Origin of the sequence: Archangium sp. (assembly GCF_036388035.1) — a bacterium.
Classification (GTDB): Bacteria; Myxococcota; Myxococcia; order Myxococcales; family Myxococcaceae; genus Archangium.
Genome location: NZ_DASVSO010000773.1, coordinates 1 through 17,889, shown reverse-complemented (window position 1 = coordinate 17,889; position 17,889 = coordinate 1). Strand labels below are relative to the sequence as shown.

16 protein-coding genes and 2 pseudogenes are annotated in these 17,889 nt (G+C 70.3%); 5 read left to right on the top strand and 13 right to left on the bottom strand.

Annotation, left to right across the window (positions count from 1 at the left end):
- Positions 1 to 736, top strand: a pseudogene (locus VF697_RS31860) (hypothetical protein); the annotation flags it as partial.
- A 19-nt stretch (positions 737 to 755) separates the two neighbouring features.
- Here VF697_RS31860 and VF697_RS31855 read toward each other — a convergent pair.
- Together VF697_RS31855 and VF697_RS31850 are read right to left on the bottom strand one after the other, a co-directional pair.
- Entirely contained in the window at positions 756 to 1,412 is a 657-nt protein-coding gene (locus tag VF697_RS31855) for a hypothetical protein (protein ID WP_331100867.1), read from the bottom strand.
- A gap of 81 nt (positions 1,413 to 1,493) precedes the next feature.
- A complete protein-coding gene (locus tag VF697_RS31850; RefSeq protein ID WP_331100866.1) occupies positions 1,494 to 2,171 on the bottom strand; it encodes a M23 family metallopeptidase in 678 nt (225 codons plus the stop codon).
- Between the two features lie 236 nt (positions 2,172 to 2,407).
- On the opposite strand from VF697_RS31850, the gene VF697_RS31845 reads away from it, so the two are divergent.
- The 4 genes from VF697_RS31845 to VF697_RS31830 all read left to right on the top strand — a co-directional run bounded on the left by VF697_RS31845 (position 2,408) and on the right by VF697_RS31830 (position 7,086).
- Positions 2,408 to 3,862 (top strand): amidohydrolase family protein, encoded by a 1,455-nt coding sequence (locus VF697_RS31845; RefSeq protein WP_331100865.1) that lies wholly within the window; start codon positions 2,408 to 2,410, stop codon positions 3,860 to 3,862.
- A 21-nt stretch (positions 3,863 to 3,883) separates the two neighbouring features.
- A complete protein-coding gene (locus VF697_RS31840) occupies positions 3,884 to 4,300 on the top strand; it encodes a TfoX/Sxy family protein (RefSeq protein ID WP_331100864.1) in 417 nt (138 codons plus the stop codon).
- Between the two features lie 92 nt (positions 4,301 to 4,392).
- On the top strand, positions 4,393 to 4,785 hold the full coding sequence (locus VF697_RS31835; RefSeq protein WP_331100862.1) for an HIT family protein: 393 nt from the start codon (positions 4,393 to 4,395) through the stop codon (positions 4,783 to 4,785).
- A 156-nt stretch (positions 4,786 to 4,941) separates the two neighbouring features.
- Positions 4,942 to 7,086, top strand: a complete 2,145-nt coding sequence (locus VF697_RS31830; RefSeq protein WP_331100868.1) for a prolyl oligopeptidase family serine peptidase — start codon at positions 4,942 to 4,944, stop codon at positions 7,084 to 7,086.
- Between the two features lie 65 nt (positions 7,087 to 7,151).
- On the opposite strand, the gene VF697_RS31825 is transcribed toward VF697_RS31830, so the two are convergent.
- The 11 genes and pseudogenes from VF697_RS31825 to VF697_RS31775 all read right to left on the bottom strand — a co-directional run.
- Positions 7,152 to 8,969, bottom strand: a complete 1,818-nt coding sequence (locus VF697_RS31825) for a long-chain fatty acid--CoA ligase (RefSeq protein WP_331100860.1) — start codon at positions 8,967 to 8,969, stop codon at positions 7,152 to 7,154.
- A 183-nt stretch (positions 8,970 to 9,152) separates the two neighbouring features.
- Positions 9,153 to 10,574: an RluA family pseudouridine synthase gene (locus VF697_RS31820; protein ID WP_414641365.1), complete on the bottom strand. Its 1,422-nt coding sequence runs from the start codon at positions 10,572 to 10,574 to the stop codon at positions 9,153 to 9,155.
- 215 nt (positions 10,575 to 10,789) lie between these two features.
- Positions 10,790 to 12,145: an MATE family efflux transporter gene (locus tag VF697_RS31815; protein WP_331100858.1), complete on the bottom strand. Its 1,356-nt coding sequence runs from the start codon at positions 12,143 to 12,145 to the stop codon at positions 10,790 to 10,792.
- 44 nt (positions 12,146 to 12,189) lie between these two features.
- The gene (locus tag VF697_RS31810; RefSeq protein ID WP_331100857.1) at positions 12,190 to 13,212 is read right to left on the bottom strand and encodes a cytochrome d ubiquinol oxidase subunit II; all 1,023 of its coding nucleotides are present in this window, start codon (positions 13,210 to 13,212) and stop codon (positions 12,190 to 12,192) included.
- Complete coding sequence (locus VF697_RS31805; protein WP_331100855.1) at positions 13,202 to 14,536, bottom strand: cytochrome ubiquinol oxidase subunit I; 1,335 nt, start codon at positions 14,534 to 14,536, stop codon at positions 13,202 to 13,204. Before VF697_RS31805 ends, VF697_RS31810 begins: the two co-directional genes overlap by 11 nt.
- A 49-nt stretch (positions 14,537 to 14,585) precedes the next feature.
- Positions 14,586 to 15,113, bottom strand: a complete 528-nt coding sequence (locus VF697_RS31800; protein ID WP_331100853.1) for a hypothetical protein — start codon at positions 15,111 to 15,113, stop codon at positions 14,586 to 14,588.
- Complete coding sequence (locus VF697_RS31795) at positions 15,110 to 15,514, bottom strand: phage holin family protein (protein ID WP_331100851.1); 405 nt, start codon at positions 15,512 to 15,514, stop codon at positions 15,110 to 15,112. Before VF697_RS31795 ends, VF697_RS31800 begins: the two co-directional genes overlap by 4 nt.
- A 208-nt stretch (positions 15,515 to 15,722) precedes the next feature.
- On the bottom strand, positions 15,723 to 16,754 hold the full coding sequence (locus VF697_RS31790) for an ADP-ribosylglycohydrolase family protein (RefSeq protein WP_331100849.1): 1,032 nt from the start codon (positions 16,752 to 16,754) through the stop codon (positions 15,723 to 15,725).
- A 126-nt stretch (positions 16,755 to 16,880) separates the two neighbouring features.
- Positions 16,881 to 17,138 carry a hypothetical protein gene (locus VF697_RS31785; RefSeq protein WP_331100847.1) on the bottom strand — a complete coding sequence of 86 codons (258 nt, stop codon included), beginning with the start codon at positions 17,136 to 17,138 and terminating at the stop codon, positions 16,881 to 16,883.
- 10 nt (positions 17,139 to 17,148) lie between these two features.
- A complete protein-coding gene (locus VF697_RS31780; RefSeq protein ID WP_331100845.1) occupies positions 17,149 to 17,607 on the bottom strand; it encodes an Rrf2 family transcriptional regulator in 459 nt (152 codons plus the stop codon).
- Positions 17,585 to 17,889 (bottom strand): annotated as a pseudogene (locus VF697_RS31775) (ferredoxin reductase); the annotation flags it as partial. The gene VF697_RS31780 and the pseudogene VF697_RS31775, both read right to left, overlap by 23 nt.

Below are 17,889 nucleotides of genomic sequence, written 5' to 3'. Positions count from 1 at the left end.
AGGCTGTGGTAACGGTCAGCTCGAAGCGGACGAAGAGTGCGACGACGGCAACAACAAAAACGACGACAATTGCGTCCAGTGCAAGATGAACTTCTGCGGCGATGGGTTCATCGACAGGCAGAGCCCGCACGTCGAGGAGTGTGATGCCACGGGAGAGTCCGCGGGCTGCAACATCGACTGCACGCTGGCACGCTGCGGTGATGGCATCGTCAACCTCACTCGGGGCGAGGTATGCGATGACGGCAACGGCGAGTCGTGTGGCACCTGCGGTGCCGGATGCACAGCGCGGAAGGAGCCAAAGCCCGCGACTGGCAGCATCATCGCCCTGCCCGGCAAGGACATCAAAGATGGCGACGAACTCACCATCAGTGACGGCAAACTCTCGCTGACCTTCGAGTTCAACACGGGCGCTATCACGAAGCCAGGCAACGTTGCCATCGACATCAACTCCTCGGACGATCCGGACGAGGTAGCCGATGCCATCAGGCAGGCCATTCAGTGGGAATCTAGCCGCTTCGCTATCAGGGTGCCTTCCGTGTCTTGGAACGTCGTGGAGCTCAAGAACGACAAGTCGGGCATCTCCGGCAACGTACTCATCACTGAGTCGGTCTCGAAGGAGGGCTTCAAGGTGAACGGAATGTCCGGCGGTAGCGGCTATGATTGCAAGCTGGGCGTGGGGTGCAGGAGCGACGCGGATTGCAGCTCCGGTCGGTGCCGGCAGGGAGTCTGCAAGTGATCGCCCGACGCGGGGCGACTCAGCCGTGCCGGCCCGAGCGGACGACCCGGGCCTGCAGCCGCTTGTAGAGCTCCATCACCAGCCGGAGCTCCTCCGCGGTCCGCTGCTCGATGGCGGCGTAGTCGCGGCTCTCGTAGCGCTCCCACACGCCCTTGCTCGAGCCCTTCAGCTCGCGCAGCCCGAGCCGCCCCGCCATCTCCTTCGTCGTCTTCGGGTAGAGGACGGGCTCCTCGGGGAAGAGGAAGCTCGCCTCGTTGGCCAGGTCGATCGGCCGGGCCTTGAAGAAGACCTCGAAGAGCTCGGCCGGATCGGCGATCTCGTTGAAGAGGGAGCGGCAGTAGAGCGCCGGCAGGTCGAACTTGGCGATGCCCGCGCCACAGACGACCAGATCCTTCGCCGGCTTGCCGAGAATGCGCACCCCCTCGTCCCGCTGCCGCTGCCACTCCTGCTCGAAACGCGCCTTGATGGCGCGGAGCAGCGCGGCCTCGGACTCGAAGTTCCAGAGCCACAGGCCCTGGACCTCCGGCGTCTCCGGGATGGGGTCCTCGAAGCGCTTGCTGAAGAAGCAGCCTCCGAGCAGCAGGTGGCTCGGCCTCGCCGGATTGACGACGAGCGAGCTCAGGCTCGTGGCACGGTCGCTCGGAGGCGCATAGGCCTCCAGGTCGAAGAACAGCATGGCCACCTCGTCGGGGAGTTCACCGCCGAGGCGCAGGCTACCACGGGGCCCTCCCGGGTAGCCTTTCGTGACTCGCGGCCGCTACTCGGTCCGCACGGCCTGACGGGAGCCGCCGGCGCCGTCCGAATCGCGCTCGTCGCGCTTGCGCGCGCCCTCGAGGATGGACTTCGCCCCGGGCGGGATGCCACCCGCGGCCTGCTCACCCTCCTGCGGCAGGGCGCTGACGGGCGAGAGCGGCTCGTGGCCACGCGCCGCGTCGTTGGTAGCCATGACGGGCATGTCCTGGTTGCTGCCGCACGCGGGCGCGGCGATGAGGGTGTCGCGCACCGGGTCGCCGTAGCCGGCGATGAGGGCGGGCGTGGAGGGGTTGTTCCACCCCGAGCCCACCGTGCGGGCCACCTTGAAGTGCAGGTGGGGGCCGCAGGACCAGCCGGTGTTGCCCGAGTAGCCCAGGAGCTGCCCCTTGCGCACCTGCTCGCCGGGCTTCACCACCACGGCGCTGAAGTGCAGGTACTGGGTCTCGACGCCCCCGTCGTGGGCGACGACGACGTAGTTGGCGTACTGCGCCATCTTCGGATCGCAGGCGCCCTGGTTGCTGTCGCCGCGGGCCAGGCGCACCACGCCGTCCTGGGCGGAGACGACCGGCGTGCCCACGGGCATGCGGAAGTCCCAGGCGTAGGTGTCGTTCTGCAGGTGGCTGCCCGTGTCGTGGCCTTGGCTCACCGGGAACACACGGCCACAGGCGAAGGGGACGCCCATTTCAGGCGCCACCGTGTTGCGGGCGGGGGGGACTGCCGGAGCGGAAGCGAGAAGGAAGAGCGTGGGCAGGATCATGGGTGGGCGGCGCGGAAACGACGGGAGGCCCCATCACTATTCCATTTCTTTTCCCCTGCTTCCCTCCCCCCTCTGCTCGCCCGCTGGCTTCGGGAACAACCCGCCGAGCCATTCTGTTGGCGGCCCCGCTCGGGAGCCCCGGGCGAGGGGGAGCACACGACATGCGGCGAGAAACTCGAGGGACGCGGTGGGTGGCCGTGGGCCTGGCACTCTGGATGACGGCCTGCCGGACGGCTCCGGAGACACCCACCTCCGCGGAGTCCCGGGACACGGTGGCCTTCGTGGACGTGAACGTGGTTCCCATGGACTCCGAGCGCCTGCTCGCCCACCAGACGGTGGTGGTGCGGGGAGGTCGCATCGTGTCGCTGGGGCCGGTGGACTCCACGTCGGTGCCGTGGGGCGCGGTGCGCGTCGAGGGCCAGGGCCGCTACCTCATGCCCGGGTTGGTGGACATGCACCTGCACCTCGTGCCGGGCGTGGGCGAGCCCGAGGACCCCGCGGGCCAGGTGCTCGCGCTGCTGCTGGCCAACGGCGTCACCTCGGCGCGGGCGCTGGGCGGCCCCAAGGACACCTCGCTCCAGGTGCGTGACCGGGTGGCGCGCGGCGAGGTGCTCGGGCCCACGCTGCACGTGGCGGGCCCCTCGCTCCACGGCAAGTCGGTGCAGGGCCCGGAGCAGGCGCGCCAGCGGGTGCGCGAGTACAAGGCGGCGGGCTATGACGGGCTGAAGACTCATGGCTATCTGGGCCGCGAGACGTACGATGTGATGATGGCCGAGGCCCGCGCGCAAGGCCTCCGGGTGAGCGGCCACGTCACGCCGGAGGTGGGGCTCGCCCACGCGCTGGAGTCGGGACAGCAGATCGAACACCTGGACGGCTACCTCAACGAGCTGCTTCCGGAGAATGACGCCGCGCGGGCCGAGGTGGGCCAGGTGGAGGTGGGCGACGCGCTGGACCGGATGGACCCGGCGCGCATCCCCGCGCTGGCGGAGGCCACGAAGAAGGCGGGCGTGTGGAGCTCGCCCACGCTGGCCCTCTTCGAGACAGTGACGAGCCCCGAGGGCGTGGAGCCGCTGCGTGCGCGCCCGGAGCTGCGCTACGTGCCGCAAGCGGCGGTGAAGGCCTGGACGCAAATGGTGTCGAACGACCGTCAGATGGCCGAGGCGCCAGCGGAGCGCAAGCGCCGCTTCGCCGAGCTGCGGCGGCAGGTGACACGCGGGCTGTACGCAGCGGGGGCGAAGCTGCTGGTGGGCTCGGACTCGCCGCAGCTCTTCATGGTGGCGGGCTTCGCGGTGCACCGGGAGATGGAGGCGCTGGCGGCGGCGGGAGTGCCCACGTACGGCGTGCTGGAGGCGGCCACGCGAAACGCGGCGGAGTACCTCGGCGAAGCGGACACCTGGGGCACGGTGGCCGAGGGCAAGCGCGCGGACCTGCTGCTGCTGGACACCAACCCGCTGGAGGACGTGAAGCACACGCGAGACGTCGCCGGGGTGATGGTGCGCGGGCACTGGCTGCCACGCAGCGAGCTGGACCTGCGGCTGGAGCGCACGGCCGTGGCGGCGAACGCGCCTCCGCCGGTGAAGAAGAGCGTGGCCCCCGACGCGTCGCCGGCCCCATGATGAGGTGAGCGGGAGGGACACATGGCGCGCATGGACAGCTTCGTGGAGTACACGCTGGAACTGCTCGAGCCCCTCGGCTCCGTGCTGGCGCGCGCCATGTTCGGCGGCTGGGGCCTGTACCTGGGCGGGCGGATGTTCGGCCTGATCATCGAGGACCGGCTCTACCTGAAGACGGACGACGCCTCGCGCCCCGCCTTCGAGTCCGCGGGGGGCGAGCCCTTCGTCTACGACGCGGGCAAGGGCCGCAAGCCCGTCACCATGTCGTACTGGACGCCTCCGCCGGACGCGAGCGACGACGCCCACCTGCTGCTGCCGTGGGCCCGCCGCGCGGTGGAGGCCTCCCTGCGCGCCGCCCAAAAGAAGCCCGCCGCGAAGAAGAAGAAAGCGGCTGCCGCGAAGAAGCCCGCCGCGAAGAAGCGCACCCCTCGGCGCGCCTGACTGTCAGCGGTCCGCACTTTCCGCACGAGCCCGGCGCCCTTCGCGGCGGCAGTCGCTATCCTGCCGCCTCTTCCTTCAACGGAGGCAGCACCGTGGCCGCAGATACAATCTTCTCGAAGATCGTCCGAGGCGAGATTCCCTGCCACAAGGTGTGGGAGGACGACCGGCACCTGGCCTTCCTGGACATCCGTCCGATGAAGCCCGGGCACACGCTCGTCATCCCCAAGGTGGCGGTGGACTACCTCTTCGACATGGACCCCGAGGCCTATGGCGCGCTGATGCAGGCGGTGCGCACCGTGGCGCGGTTGCTCAAGGAGCGCACCGGGTGCCAGCGCGTGGTGGAGATCGTCCTCGGCTACGAGGTGCCCCACGCCCACGTGCACCTCATCCCCACCAACGCCATGGCGGACCTGCCGCCGCTCGCCGGCAGTCCGGGGGACCACGGGGAGCTGGCGAAGCTCGCCGCCCGCCTCCGCGGTCCGTGAGCCCTGTCCGGAAATGGGAAGGCGTCCCAGAAGTGGAACTGACGCGCCGGGACGAGCGGACGGCGGTGACGCGTGGCAGGCTGCGAGCCCTCAACCCGATACACGAGGGACTCCGTGCAACAGAGCCTGAAGCCGGCCATCGCCGCGCTGTCGCTGATGCTGCCGCTGACGTCACTGGCCGGTGCCAAGGGCGCCGTGCCTCCGCCGCCCGTCGCGGCGAAGAAGGCCGTGGTGGACACCTACCACGGCGTGAAGGTCGACGACCCGTACCAGTGGCTCGAGAAGAAGATCGACGACGCCGAGGTCCGCCAGTGGGTGGACGGGCAGACCGCGCACATGCGCGCGGTGCTCGACAAGCAGCCCTCGCGCGACGCCATCCGCGCCCGCCTCACCACGCTGATGACCCACAAGTCGCCAGCCCACTACGCCATGGTGCAGAAGGGCGGCGTCTTCTTCGCGATGAAGTTCCAGCCGCCCAGGCAGCAGTCCACGCTGGTGGTGCTGCCCTCGCTGGAGGATCCCTCCAAGGCGCGCGTGCTGGTGGACCCGGTGGAGGTGGACCCGAGCGGCAAGACGACCATCGACTTCTTCGTCCCCTCGCTGGACGGCAAGAAGGTGGCGGTGTCGCTGTCGAAGAACGGCACGGAGAGCGGTGACGTCACCGTCTACGACGTGGCCACCGGCAAGCCGCTGCCCGGCGAGGTGGTGCCCCGGGTGAACGGCGGCACGGCGGGCGGCAGCCTCACGTGGAACGGGGACGGCTCGGGCTTCTTCTACACGCGCTACCCGCGCGGCGAGGAGCGCCCGGCCGAGGACCGCGACTTCTTCCAGCAGGTGTACTTCCACAAGCTCGGCACGCCGACGGACCAGGACACCTACGAGCTGGGCAAGGACGCCCCGCGCATCGCCAACTACCAGCTCAAGACGTCCGATGATGGCACGCACGTGCTCGCCATCCTGGGCAACGGCGACGGCGGCGAGTACGCGCTCCACCTGCGCGGGCCGCAGGGAACCTGGACGCAGCTCTCCAGGTTCGAGGACAAGCTCACCAGCGCGACCTTCGGGCAGGACGGCGCGCTCTACGCGCTCTCGCGCAAGGACGCCCCGCGCGGCAAGGTGCTGCGCCTTCCGCTCGCCACGCCGTCGCTGGAGAAGGCCACCGTGCTCGTCCCCGAGGGCCAGGCCTCCATCGCGAGCTTCCGCCCCACGGCCACCCGCCTCTACGTGCAGGAGCAGCTCGGCGGCCCCTCGCAGATGCGCATGGTGGGCCTGGACGGCAAGGACCTGGGCGTGGTGCCCACCCCGCCCGTCTCCTCCGTGGGCGGCGTGGTGCCCCTGGGCGGTGACGACGTGCTCCTCTTCAACAGCAGCTACACCGAGCCGCTCTCCGTGTACCGATACGGCGCCAAGGACGGAAAGCTGGCGAAGACGGCGCTGGGCCGCACCTCGCCCGTGGACACCCGCAACGTGGTGGTGGACCGCGTCATGTGCACGTCCAAGGACGGCACCCAGGTGCCGCTCAACATCCTCCACGCGCGCGGCACGAAGCTCAACGGCAACAACCCCACCCTGCTCACCGGCTACGGTGGCTTCAACATCTCCCTCTCCCCGGGCCTCAACCCGCTCAACTTCGCCTTCATCGAGCAGGGCGGCGTGGTGGCCATCGCCAACCTGCGCGGCGGCTCCGAGTTCGGCGAGGAGTGGCACGCCAACGGCTCGCTCACGAAGAAGCAGAACGTCTTCAATGACTTCTACGCCTGCGCGAAGCTGCTGGTGGACAAGAAGTGGACGAAGCCCGAGCGCCTCGCCATCCAGGGTGGCAGCAACGGCGGCCTGCTCATGGGCGCGGCCCTCACCCAGCACCCGGAGATGTACCGCACCGTGCTCGCGCACGTGGGCATCTACGACATGCTGCGCGTGGAGCTCACGCCCAACGGCCAGTTCAACACCACCGAGTACGGCACGGTGAAGAACCCCGAGCAGTTCCAGGCCATGTATGCCTATTCGCCCTACCACCAGGTGAAGGACGGGGTAAAGTACCCCTCGGTGCTCTTCACCTCGGGCGAGAACGATCCGCGCGTGGACCCGTTCCACTCGCGCAAGATGGTGGCCCGGCTGCAGGAGGCCACGGGCTCCAAGCGCCCGGTGCTGCTGCGCACCAACAACATGGGCCACGGCATGGGCACCCCGCTGGCCGAGTCGATTGAAGAGGAGGTGGACGTCTACGCCTTCCTCTTCAACGAGCTGGGCATGAAGTACCGGCCGGTGAACGGCAAGGTGGCTGCCCCCGCGTCGAAGTAGCCCCGCGGAGCCGCTCCCCTCTCCCGCGTGGGAGAGGGGGGTTCCACGGGTTCAACTCACGAGGCTCAGGCGGCGCGCGTCTCGCCGCTCTTCTCGGCCTCGCGGTAGAGCTCCTCCACCGCCTCGTTGTACTTCTTGAGCACGCTGCGGCGCTTGAGCTTCAGCGACGCCGTCAGCATGTCGTTGCCCACCGAGAAGTCCTCGCTGGTGAGCAGGAAGCGCTGCGGCTTCTCGTAGCCCTTCACGCTCTTGGTGTACTCGGTGATCTGCTCCCGGAAGAGCTGCTGCACCTCTTCGCGCTTGAGCAGCTCGGGGATGGAGGTGGTGTCCAGCCCCTTCTCCGTCGCCCACTTCTTCAGCGAATCCATGTCCGGGACGATGATGGCCACGTTGAAGGGCTTGTTCTGCCCGTGCACCATCGCGTTGGTGATGAAGGGCGAGAGCTGCAGCGCCTGCTCGATGGGCACCGGCACCACGTACTTGCCGTTCTCCAGCTTGTACTGCTCCTTGATGCGGCCGGTGATCCACAGGTACCCGTCCTCGTCCACGAAGCCCATGTCGCCGGTCCGGTAGCCCCCGTCGCCGGTGAAGGCCTTCGCGTTCTCGTCGGGCAGGTTGTAGTAGCCCATCATCACGTTGTGGCCGTGGACCACGATCTCCCCCTGCTTCGCATCGCCCGTCTGGCTGGTGTCGATCTCCACGCGCGTGCCGGGGATGGCCTTGCCCACCGAGCCAATCTTGCGGTTGGCCGGGTAGTTGGCGGTGGCGATGGGCGACGTCTCGGTGAGGCCGTAGCCCTCGTAGACGGTGATGCCAAGGTTGTCGATGAACTCCGCCACCTCGCGCGAGATGGCCGCGCCGCCGCTGAAGGCGTACTTCATCCGGCCGCCGAAGCGCGCCCGCACCTTGGAGAAGACGACCTTGTCGAAGAAGGCATGCTGCACGTCCACCAGCACGCTGCTCTGCTTCTTGTCCGCCAGCTCCCGGCGCTGCTTGGCCACCTCGAGGCCCCGCATGAAGAGCATGCGCTTGACGGGGGACTCGGCGGCCAGGCGCTTCTGCAACCCGTCATAGATGCGGTTGAAGATGCGCGGCACCGAGAAGAGCAGCGTGGGCTTCACCTCGTTGAGGTTGTCGATGATCTTCTCCACCGCCTCGGCGATGCCCATGGAGGCACCCATGGAGAAGAGGCCGTGCAGTTCCACCGTCTGCCCGAAGACGTGCGCCCAGGGCAGGAACGCCAGGGAGCAGTCCTCGGCGGCCATGGGGAAGGTCTCGTGGATGGCGGCCACGTTGCGCGCCATGTTGCTGTGGCTGAGCATCACGCCCTTGGGGTTGCCCGTGGTGCCCGAGGTGTAGATGAGGCTGCACAGGTCCGCGGGCTTGGGCGAGATGACGGGGACGGGCGTCTCGGCGCCGCGGCGCAGCAGACAGGCGATGCTGTCCGTCTCGTTCTCGGTGCCGGTGAAGCGGATGATGTGCTCCAGCTTGGGCAGATCCGCCTTGAGCCCCTTGAGCTTGGTGGCGATGGAGTCCGTGGCGGCGAACACCAGCTTGGCGCCACAGTCATTGAGGATGTAGTGCCACTCCTTCTCCTGCTGCTGCTCGTACATGGGGACGTACGAGGCCCCCAGCGTGTAGCAGGCATAGGCGCCCGCGGCCCACTCGTGCCGGTTGTTGGAGATGACCGCCACGCGGTCCCCCGGCATCACGCCGAGCTGCGCCAGCCCACCGCGCAGGTCATCCACCATCTGCCCGAAGCGGGCATACGTCATCCACGTCCACTGCCCGTTCTTCTTCTCACCGAAGAGATTCCGGGGGCCGAACTGGGCCGTGCTCTGCAGAAAGATATCGACCAGCGTCTCGAACTTGGGGTTCGCCATGTACTCCGGGCTCCTTGGGTTCAGGGATGTGGGCGGTGTCAAAGGACTCCCCCCCCGATGCCTGGGAAGCCCTGGACGCTACTCCAACTCGCGGCCCTACTGGATGGGTCTCCAAGCATTTTGTGCCGCACCCCGAGTGGAAAAACGCCATGACGCACGGAGTCAGAAGCGCGGGCATGGACCTCAGAACGGCGCGGGGGACTCGAACGCGACGCGCGCGCCGGTGTGGGGATGGAGGAAGGCCAGGGCCTCCACATGGAGCATCAGGCGCGTGGCGTCCCGGCCGTGCAGCCGGTCGCCGACGATGGGGACGCCCAGGCCCTGGGGGTGCGCGGCATGGACGCGAGGCTGGTGGGGGCGAGCCGTGCGGGGCCAGAGCGCCACCCGCGTCCGGGCGTGGGTCCGCTGCATGACGCGCCACTCGGTGAGGGCCCGCTTGCCGCGCAGCGGCAGCTCGACGACACCGTGGTCGCCGGCGACATGGCCGTCGAGCCAGGCGACCTGACGCTCTTCGGCCTCGCTCCGCGCGAACTGCCGCTGGAGCGCCGCGTAGGTGTCCGGGTCCCTGGCGACGAGCAGCAGCCCGGAGGCCTCGGGCTCCAGGAGGTGGACGACTTGAAGCCCCGCTGCGTCCGCGAAGCGCCGCTGGAGACGGACGAGCACGGAGTCGCGCCGCGGGTCATGGCGGCCGGGAACCGATAGCAGGCCCTGGGGCTTGTCCACGACGAGCAGCCACCGGTCCTCATACACGAGCCGAAGCTCCTCCACCGCGAGTGGCACCGCACCCGGGAGCGGCGGTTCGACGGAGAGACCCTCGAGCATGTACGGGAGGACCCGGCCGCACTTGTGCTGACACGCGGGGTAGTACGCGCCCGCGTCCCGCCCGCCCGAGAGAGGCGGCGCGCCCCACCAGAACTCGGCGAGCGCCAGCGGCTCGAGCCCGTGGCGGTAGGCGTGGCCGAGGAGCTTCGGCGCGGCGCAGTCCCCTGCCCCACCGGGAGGCGCCTCGTTCGCGAACAGCGCGCCCAGGGTCCGCGCTTCACCGCGCGCATTCAGCAGCACGTAGCTGTCGGCCATCCGCTGCCAGAGCTGCCGTGAACGCCCGGCGCGCTGGTGCTCCAGCTCCGCTCGACGCGCATCGAGCGCGCGCAGGGCCGACTCCAGGGCCTCTCGCTCCTGATGGTGCGCCTCGTCCAACCGCCCGCGCTCGGCGGCGTCCGCACGGCTCTCCCGCGCGAGCGCCGCACGTCGCTCGTCATCTCCCGCTGCCCCGTCGGTCAGGTGCCGACGCGCATCGTGCCGGAGGCGGCGGTTCGCATCGTGGTGTGCCCGCAGCTCGTCGGCGGCGACGCGGTGCCGCGCGGTCAGCTCGGCGAGGCTCGCGCGCAGCGCCACGGACTCGGCACCGCCGACCAGCTCGGCATGGCGGTCGGCGAGCGCGCGCAGATCGGCCTCACCGGCGGGCCAGAAGGCATCGCGCACGACGGGGTCGAAGAGCGGCGGCACGAACCCCTCGACGTACCAGCGGTCGCCGAGCATGCCCGAGAACCCACACAGGTAGCCCACCCGGCCATCCGGGGCCGAGACGACCAGCACCCCGAACATCTTGCCGCCGCCCGGCGCATCGAGGGCGCCGAGGTCGACTCCACCGGGGAGGTCGCCACGGCGCAGGCGCAGCTGCAACGCCTCCGCGGCCCGGCGCGCCAGGGCCGGCGGGGCGCCCGGAGCGAAGGGACTCGCGAGCCGCACCGGCACCTCGTCTGGGGCCGGCTGCGGATCGAAGTACGTCACGAGCTCCCGCGAAGGTGCCTCGCTCACGTCTAGGGCTCGACCAGGTTGAAGCGTCGCCAGGCGCCACCCCGGAAGCGCAGGAACAGGGCCAGGGCGAGCGCCCCGATCCACACCACCAGCCAGAGCATGGCCACCTCCGCGCCGGCCCCGAAGTGGCGGATGCTGATCCACGCCCCGGGCACGAAGAGCAACCAGGCGAGGAGCAGCCGCATCCAGAGGGTGAAGGCGGTGTCGCCCGCGGCGCGCAGGGCCTCGGCCAGGGTGGTGGCCGCGGCGTCGAAGAGCTGCCACCCCACGGAGATGCGGAGCATCCGCGCGCCGATGGCGAGGAGCGCGCCCGTGGGCTCTCCGCTCGTGAAGGGCGCGAAGACCCGCTCCGGCACCACCAGGAACAAGACCCCCACCGCCGCCTGCCAGCCGCCCGCGAGGAGGAAGGTGAGCCCCACGGCGTGCGGCACCTCGTCCTTCGCATTCGCGCCGATGGCCTGACCCACCACGATGGCGCCCGCGCTCGCCACGGCGAACGACGGCATGAAGGACACCGAGTTGAGCTGCATGACGGCCATCAGCGCCGCCAGCGCGGTGGTGCCCAGCCCCGCCGCCACCACGTTGACGAAGAAGGTGAAGGCCAGGAACTCGAAGAACCAGTTGAAGCCCGAGGGCAGGCCGAAGCGCAGCGTGCGCAGGAGCTCGTGCCCGTACAGGCGGGGCAGCCTCGGTCCCCGCTTCTCGAAGAGGAAGCACGCGAGCAGCCCGAGGAAGCCAATCCCCGAGGAGGCGACCGTCGCCCAGGCCGCGCCCGCGACGCCGAGCGCGGGAAACCCGAGGTGGCCGTCGATGAGCAGCCAGTTGCCCACGACGTTGACCACCATGGACACCACGCTGGCCACCATGGGCAGCCGGGTGTTGCCCAGCCCGGCGTAGTAGTTGGCGAGTGCCTCGAGGCCGACGACGACGAAACCGGCCAGCAGCCGGATGCGCAGGTACTCCCGCACGCCCTCACGCACCTCGGGGGCGTAGCCGAGCAGCTCGAGCCCCGCGGGCAGCAGGGGGATGAGGGCCAGACACAGCAGCTGGGCGAGCCCGGCGATGAGGAGGCCGTAGAAGGCGTAGCGCCGGGCGCCGGCCACGTCCCCGCTCCCGAAGTACTGGGAGGCGAAGGTGGCGACGATGAACACCGTGCCCATGGGCAGGATGAACACCAGCATGGCATTCATGGCGCCCGTGGTGACGGAGGCCAGGGAGGCCTCCCCGAGGTGGGCCACCATGAGCGAGTCCGCGAGCCCCGCCACCACCTGCGTGGAGCGCGAGATGATGATGGGCCACGCCAGCAGCAGCAGCGAGGGAATCGACGCGGCGACGCGTGGGCCAGGACCGCTGGTCATCCCCGACTCCTAGCACGGCCCCCGCTCCTCCAGCATGGCCCGCGTCACTTCACGCCCGAGGACTCCCGCGCCGGAGACGTCTGGAACACCCGCAGCAGGAACACCAGCGAGGGGAGGATGAGGGCCCCGCCCACCGCGAGCGCCACCAGCAGGGCCCGCCGGGTGGCCTCGGGCGCCGCCGCGCCCTGGAGGGTGAGGTCCGGCACCACCAGGAAGGGGTACTGCGAGGCCGCCCACCCGGCCACGATGAGTCCCACCTGCGCCGCCGCCGCCACGCGCGCCAGCCCGAAGCGCCGGGCGAGCAGCAGCCCGAAGGCGAGCACCGCCGCCACCGCCGTCGCCGCGTGCAGCCCCAGCGCGAAGGGCGAGCCCGTCAGCCCCGCCCACACCCGAGGCGCCCCCTCGCGCGCCAGCACCAGCACGCCGAAGGCCGCCAGGAACACCGCCACACCCGCGCCCAGGGCCCGCCTCCGGAAGTCCTCCTGGAGCGCGTGCTCCCGCGTCTCCGCCGTGAGGTACACCGCCGCCAGGAAGGCGAAGAGACACAGGGCCAGCGCCCCCACCGCCAGCGCGAAGGGCGACAGCCAGGGGGAGAAGAAGCCGCTCACCACCACCCGGCCCCGGACCTGGATGTCACCGCTCACCACCGCGCCCACGCACATGCCCAGCAGCGCGGGCGACAGGACGCTCGCCCCGCTGAAGACGAGCCCCCAGCGCCGCTGCACCTTGTCGCCCCGCGCGTCATAGGTGCGGAAGGTGAAGGCCGTGCCCCGGAAGACGATGCCCAGCAGCAGCAACGTCAGCGGCACGTGCAGCGCCACCGACAGCACCGCGAAGGCCGGCGGGAAGGCGGAGAAGAGGATGACGACGCCGATGATGAGCCAGACGTGGTTGACCTCCCACACCGGCCCGAGCGCCTTGGCGATGAGCGCCCGCTGCTCCGCCTTGCGCGGCCCCGAGGCCAGCAGGTCCCACACGCCGCCGCCGAAGTCCGCGCCCCCGAAGAGCGCGTAGAGGATGAAGGCGGCCACCAGCGCGCCGCCCAGCAGCCACGGCTCAGTGGGCATGGGCCACCTCCTCCGACTCATGGCCCGGCAGCGTGCCCGCCACCTGCCGCACCAGGAGGAACGTCACCATCGCCCCCAGGAAGAGGTAGACGAGCGTGAACGTCCAGAAGGGCACCGCCAGGTTCGGCACCGGCGTCGCCGCGTCCGCCGTGCGCATCAGCCCGCGCACAATCCACGGCTGGCGCCCCCACTCGGTGACGAGCCACCCCGCCTCCATCGCCACCACCCCGAGCGGCCCGCACAGCAGCCAGCCCCCCAGCACCCGCCGGCCCTCGGGCCACGCCTTGTGCCGCCAGCGCAGGAAGAGCGTCACCCCCGCCAGCAGCGCCATCGCGCTCCCCGTCCCCACCATCACCTGGAAGGCCAGGTGCACCTTGGCCACCGGCGGCCACTCGTCGCGCGGGAAGTCGTTCAGCCCCTTCACCTCGGCGTTCGGGTCCGCGAACGCCAGGATGGACAGCCCCTTGGGTATCTCCAGCGCGTACGGCGTGGTGCCCGTCTCCACGTCCGGCAGCCCCCCCACGCTCAGCGGTGCGCCCCGCTGCGTCTCGAAGAGGCCCTCGGCCGCCGCCAGCTTCACCGGCTGGGTCCGCGCCACCTCCTTCGCGGATAGGTCGCCCACCAGCGGCTGCAGCAGCGCGGTGACGCACGCCAGCGGCAGCGCGATGGAGAGCGCCTTGCGGTGGAAGGCCGCCCCCGGGTGGCGCAGCAGCACGAAGGCGTGGATGCCCGCCATGGCGAAGGCGCTCGCCTGGTAGCACGCGAGCAGCGTGTGCGCCGTCTGGTGCAGCCAACCCGGGCTGAACATCGCCGCCACCGGGTCCACGTCCACCGGCCCGCCCGGCGTGGGCGTGAAGCCCGAGGGCTGGTTCATGAAGACGTTCACCAGCGTGACGAAGAAGGCGCTCGCCGCGCCACTCAGCGCCACCATCACCCCCGAGAAGAGGTGCAGCCCCGGGGGTATCCGCTCCCGCCCATACAGGTAGATGCCGAGGAACACCGCCTCGGTGAAGAAGGCCGTGCCCTCCAGCGCGAAGGGCAGCCCTATCACCTCACCGTATGTCCCCATGAAGTGGGGCCACAGCAGCCCCAGCTCGAAGGACAGCACCGTGCCGCTCACCGCGCCCACCGCGAAGAGGATGGCCGTGCCCTTCGCCAGCTTGCGGCTGAGCACCGCGTAGTCCGCGTCCCCCGTCCTCCGGGCCTTCAGGTCGCTGAGCACCATCAACAGCGGCAGGGCAATGCCCGCGGCCGCGAAGACGATGTGGAAGGCGAGGGACATCCCCATCTGGGCACGCGCGTAGAGCAGATCCATGGCGAGCATGAATCTGCTTCATACGCGGTTTTCTCGCCATCAATACTTCTTATCGCCCCTAGGCGTGGGCCGGCGTCTGATTGATGCGCAACCCGACGCGCTTCTTGCCCTCGGAGGCCTGGCCGGCCTCGGCGGGCACCAGCGTCTTCACGGCGCTCTTCGCCATGGCCGAGGCCAGCGTGGTGGCGAAGATGAAGACGAGCTTCCGCCCGAGCTCGAAGCCGAGGGGACGCTCCTCGACACGGGTGGCCAGACGGTCCGGGTGCTCCCAGGCGCGCCGCAGGGCCTGCCGGCGATGCTTCCACACCAGCTCCTCGCGGTGACGCTGCCGCCACCAGGAGTAGCCCATGCCCACGACGAGCAGCCCCAGCGCGACGCCGCCCGCCTTCACCAACACGTCGCGGTTCTGCTCGAGGGCCTGGCGCACCTGGTAGCGCACGTCGAGCGCGCGCTCGCGGCGCCGGTCCAGCTCCTTGAGCGTGAGGAGCAGCTCGTCGCGCAGGCGGTCCGCCGTCTTCTCCACCTTCTCTCGGTCGCTCATGCTGGCGGTGATGTGCCCGCCGCCCTTCTGATCCTGCTCGCTCATTGCAGTGTCTCCCGGGTGCGGGCGATGTCCGTCTTCAACCGATCCTGGGTGTGGGGCAGGGGCTTCTTCGGCAGCCGCTTGATGCCCGCGAACGCCAGGCCGCCCGAGAGCAGCAGCAGGAACGCCCCCACCAGCAGCACCCCGAGCCACTCCGCTATCGGCAGCGCCAGCCCCACCGTCACGAGGAGCGCGGCCAGGGCCATCAACCCCAGCACGGCGCCCGCCCCCAGGAGGACTCCCGAGCTGCGCGCCGCCTTCAGCTCCTCCTGCATCTCCTTCTTCGCATGGAGCACCTCGGCCCGGGCCAGCAGCCTCGCCTCCTCGATGGCGTGACGGATGAGCTCCGCCGTGGACAAAGACTCCAGTTGCCTGCGCTCCAGACGCTCCGATTCGTGTTCCACGTCTCCGCCTCCGGCGCATCCGGCGGGCCCGCCCGGGCAGCTCCCAGGCGTGTCCCGCTCTCCTCGCGGAAGGTGGGAGCGGAATGATTCCGGGGGAAGTCTGCCCCCCGGAACATCGCGATGCCCGGTCGCCTGCCCTCAGTGCCCGCTGCGTGCCACTCCGCCGCCCTGGAAGAGCAGACGAGCAGGCAGGAGCGGGTTCACCGCCTCAGCGGCGGCGGCGCTGCTGGGCGAGCGCGGTGGCCAGGGTCTCGCGCACCTGCCGGGCCTGGAAGAGACGATCCGCCGCGTCCAGCAGCGTGTCCGCGTACAGCACGTTCTTGCGCAGCCGCGCCGGAAGGGCGGCCGTGCCCAGGTGCGCGCCCAGGAGGGCCCCCGTGCACGCCGCCGCCACGTCGGCCTCGCCCCCGCAGCGCAGCGTCATCTCCACCGCCTGCCGGAAGTCGTGCGGCGTCTTCAGCGTCGCGTACAGCGCCGTGAGCAGCACCGGCACCACGTGCGGCGGCAGGCCGTCCACGCCCCGGAGCTGGCTGGGCGGCACGCTCACCTTGCGCAGCTGCGCCAGCGCTCGCGCCGTGTCCCACGTCAGCAGGCGGGGCAGGTGCCGCAGCTCCTCGGCCAGCTCCTTGTCATGGGCCGCCGCCGACAGCGCCAGCTCCTCGCAGAACTCCGCGGGCGTCAGCTGCTCGTGCGTCAGCCCCAGCGCCACCGCCTGGGCGAAGGCCGCCGCCGCGCCCGCGCACGTGGGATCCTTGTGCGTCAGCACCGTCAGCACGCCCGCGTCGTGGCGGATGCGCACCCGGCTCTTGCTCTCGAAGAGCCCCACCACCACCGCGCGGCTCAGCACCGAGGGACACTTCACCCCCAGCGGCGCGCCCGCGCTCATCCACGGCGTGCCCTGCGCCAGCTTCTGCAGCGACTCGGCGAGCGGCTTGGGCGGCTGGAGGATGATGCCCTCCTGCCACAGCCACGCCAGGTGCGCCGCCGCGCTGCGCCCGTCCACCTTGTTCTCGCGGATGACGCTCTCGGCCGCCGCCAGCATCAGCTGCGTGTCGTCGGAGAACTGGCCCTTGGCGAACTTCCCCCGAGGCCGCGGCGCGAAGTCCTCCGCCAGTCCCGGCAGGCGCACCAGGCTCGCGGGCGGAACGCCCCGCAGCGGAAAGCCGAGCGCATCTCCGATGGCGAGTCCCAGGAACGCCGCATGAAACCTGTCTTGGCGTTCGGCGGGGGTCAGCGGCATGGGGAGCGGCAAGATAACCGAGCCGCATTCCATGGCTAGCCCCGTCTTGCATCCACGCGCACGGTGCAGGCGCGCTCACGCACAGGTTGCGTGAAGGCGGCTCTCCCACCACAAGGAGGGACGCGGCTAGCCGTCGCGGCCGAGGTTGACAACCGCCTGCAGCCTCGCCACGACCGCCTCGGCGCCCTGGTGCAGGTGCTCGCCGTCCCACAGCGAGGGCGTGGTGTGTCCACCCAATTCTCGCCAGGCCGTCTCCGCCTCGGGGAAGGCGACGTTGCGGAAGCGCACCCGGTCCTCCAGCGCGTAGTCGACGACGTAGCGGCGCGCCACCGCCGAGGGCGGATCGGCGATCAGATGGAAGAGCTCCAGCACGTGCGACGTCACGGCGCCCCCCTCACCCCGCCTCGACGTCCGGCACGGGCTTGAGGAAGTAGTTGGACAGCTTGCGCGGGCTGCGGCGCAAGAGGTCCTCCAGCGTGTACTTGTCCAGCGTGGCCAGGAAGGCGCGCATCGCCTCGTTGAGCACGCCGATCAGCCCGCAGGCCGGGGCGATGGGGCAGGTGTTCGTCTTCGGATCGAAGCACTCCACCACGTTGAAGTCCGGCTCCATGTGGCGCACCACCTGCCCCACGGAGATCTCCGCGGGCGGGCGCGCCAGCACGACGCCTCCGGAGCGACCCGGCCGCACCTCCACGAAGCCGTGGCGGCCCAGCCCCTGCACCACCCGGACGAGGTGGTGCTTGGAGATGCCGTAGGCCTCGCTCACCTCGGCGGTGGAGATGACCCGACCCGGGTTGGCCGCCAGGTACAGCAGCACGCGCAGCGAATAGTCAGCGTGAAGCGTCAGATGCACGAACCGTCACTCCCGCCCCTGCCTGCGGCGGCGGAGCGCTCGGCAGGAACGCATCCGCATGGATGTCCTTGAGCGCCAGTCCGGCGAGGAAGAGCTTCTTCCTCAGGGATAGCACCAGGTCGGGATTGCCGCACAAGAATGCCCTCCAGCCGGCCGGCCGAGGGCATGCCTCCTTGATGAGGGCATCCAAGGCCCCCACCGTCACCCCCACCCGTTCCGGCCCCCGGAGGACACTCGGGCGGTACTGGAACCACGCGTAGCGGGACTGCAGCGCGCGCAGCT

Bases quoted from the DNA above. Each gene is read 5' to 3' on its own strand.
- VF697_RS31845 (WP_331100865.1), top strand. From the start codon at position 2,408: ATGCGGCGAGAAACTCGAGGGACGCGGTGGGTGGCCGTGGGCCTGGCA.
- VF697_RS31815 (WP_331100858.1), bottom strand. From the start codon at position 12,145: ATGACCAGCGGTCCTGGCCCACGCGTCGCCGCGTCGATTCCCTCGCTG.
- VF697_RS31830 (WP_331100868.1), top strand. From the start codon at position 4,942: ATGCTGCCGCTGACGTCACTGGCCGGTGCCAAGGGCGCCGTGCCTCCG.
- VF697_RS31790 (WP_331100849.1), bottom strand. From the start codon at position 16,754: ATGCCGCTGACCCCCGCCGAACGCCAAGACAGGTTTCATGCGGCGTTC.
- VF697_RS31840 (WP_331100864.1), top strand. From the start codon at position 3,884: ATGGCGCGCATGGACAGCTTCGTGGAGTACACGCTGGAACTGCTCGAG.
- VF697_RS31805 (WP_331100855.1), bottom strand. From the start codon at position 14,536: ATGCTCGCCATGGATCTGCTCTACGCGCGTGCCCAGATGGGGATGTCC.
- VF697_RS31825 (WP_331100860.1), bottom strand. From the start codon at position 8,969: ATGGCGAACCCCAAGTTCGAGACGCTGGTCGATATCTTTCTGCAGAGC.
- VF697_RS31800 (WP_331100853.1), bottom strand. From the start codon at position 15,113: ATGAGCGAGCAGGATCAGAAGGGCGGCGGGCACATCACCGCCAGCATG.
- VF697_RS31855 (WP_331100867.1), bottom strand. From the start codon at position 1,412: ATGCTGTTCTTCGACCTGGAGGCCTATGCGCCTCCGAGCGACCGTGCC.
- VF697_RS31820 (WP_414641365.1), bottom strand. From the start codon at position 10,574: ATGTTCGGGGTGCTGGTCGTCTCGGCCCCGGATGGCCGGGTGGGCTAC.
- VF697_RS31850 (WP_331100866.1), bottom strand. From the start codon at position 2,171: ATGGGCGTCCCCTTCGCCTGTGGCCGTGTGTTCCCGGTGAGCCAAGGC.
- VF697_RS31810 (WP_331100857.1), bottom strand. From the start codon at position 13,212: ATGCCCACTGAGCCGTGGCTGCTGGGCGGCGCGCTGGTGGCCGCCTTC.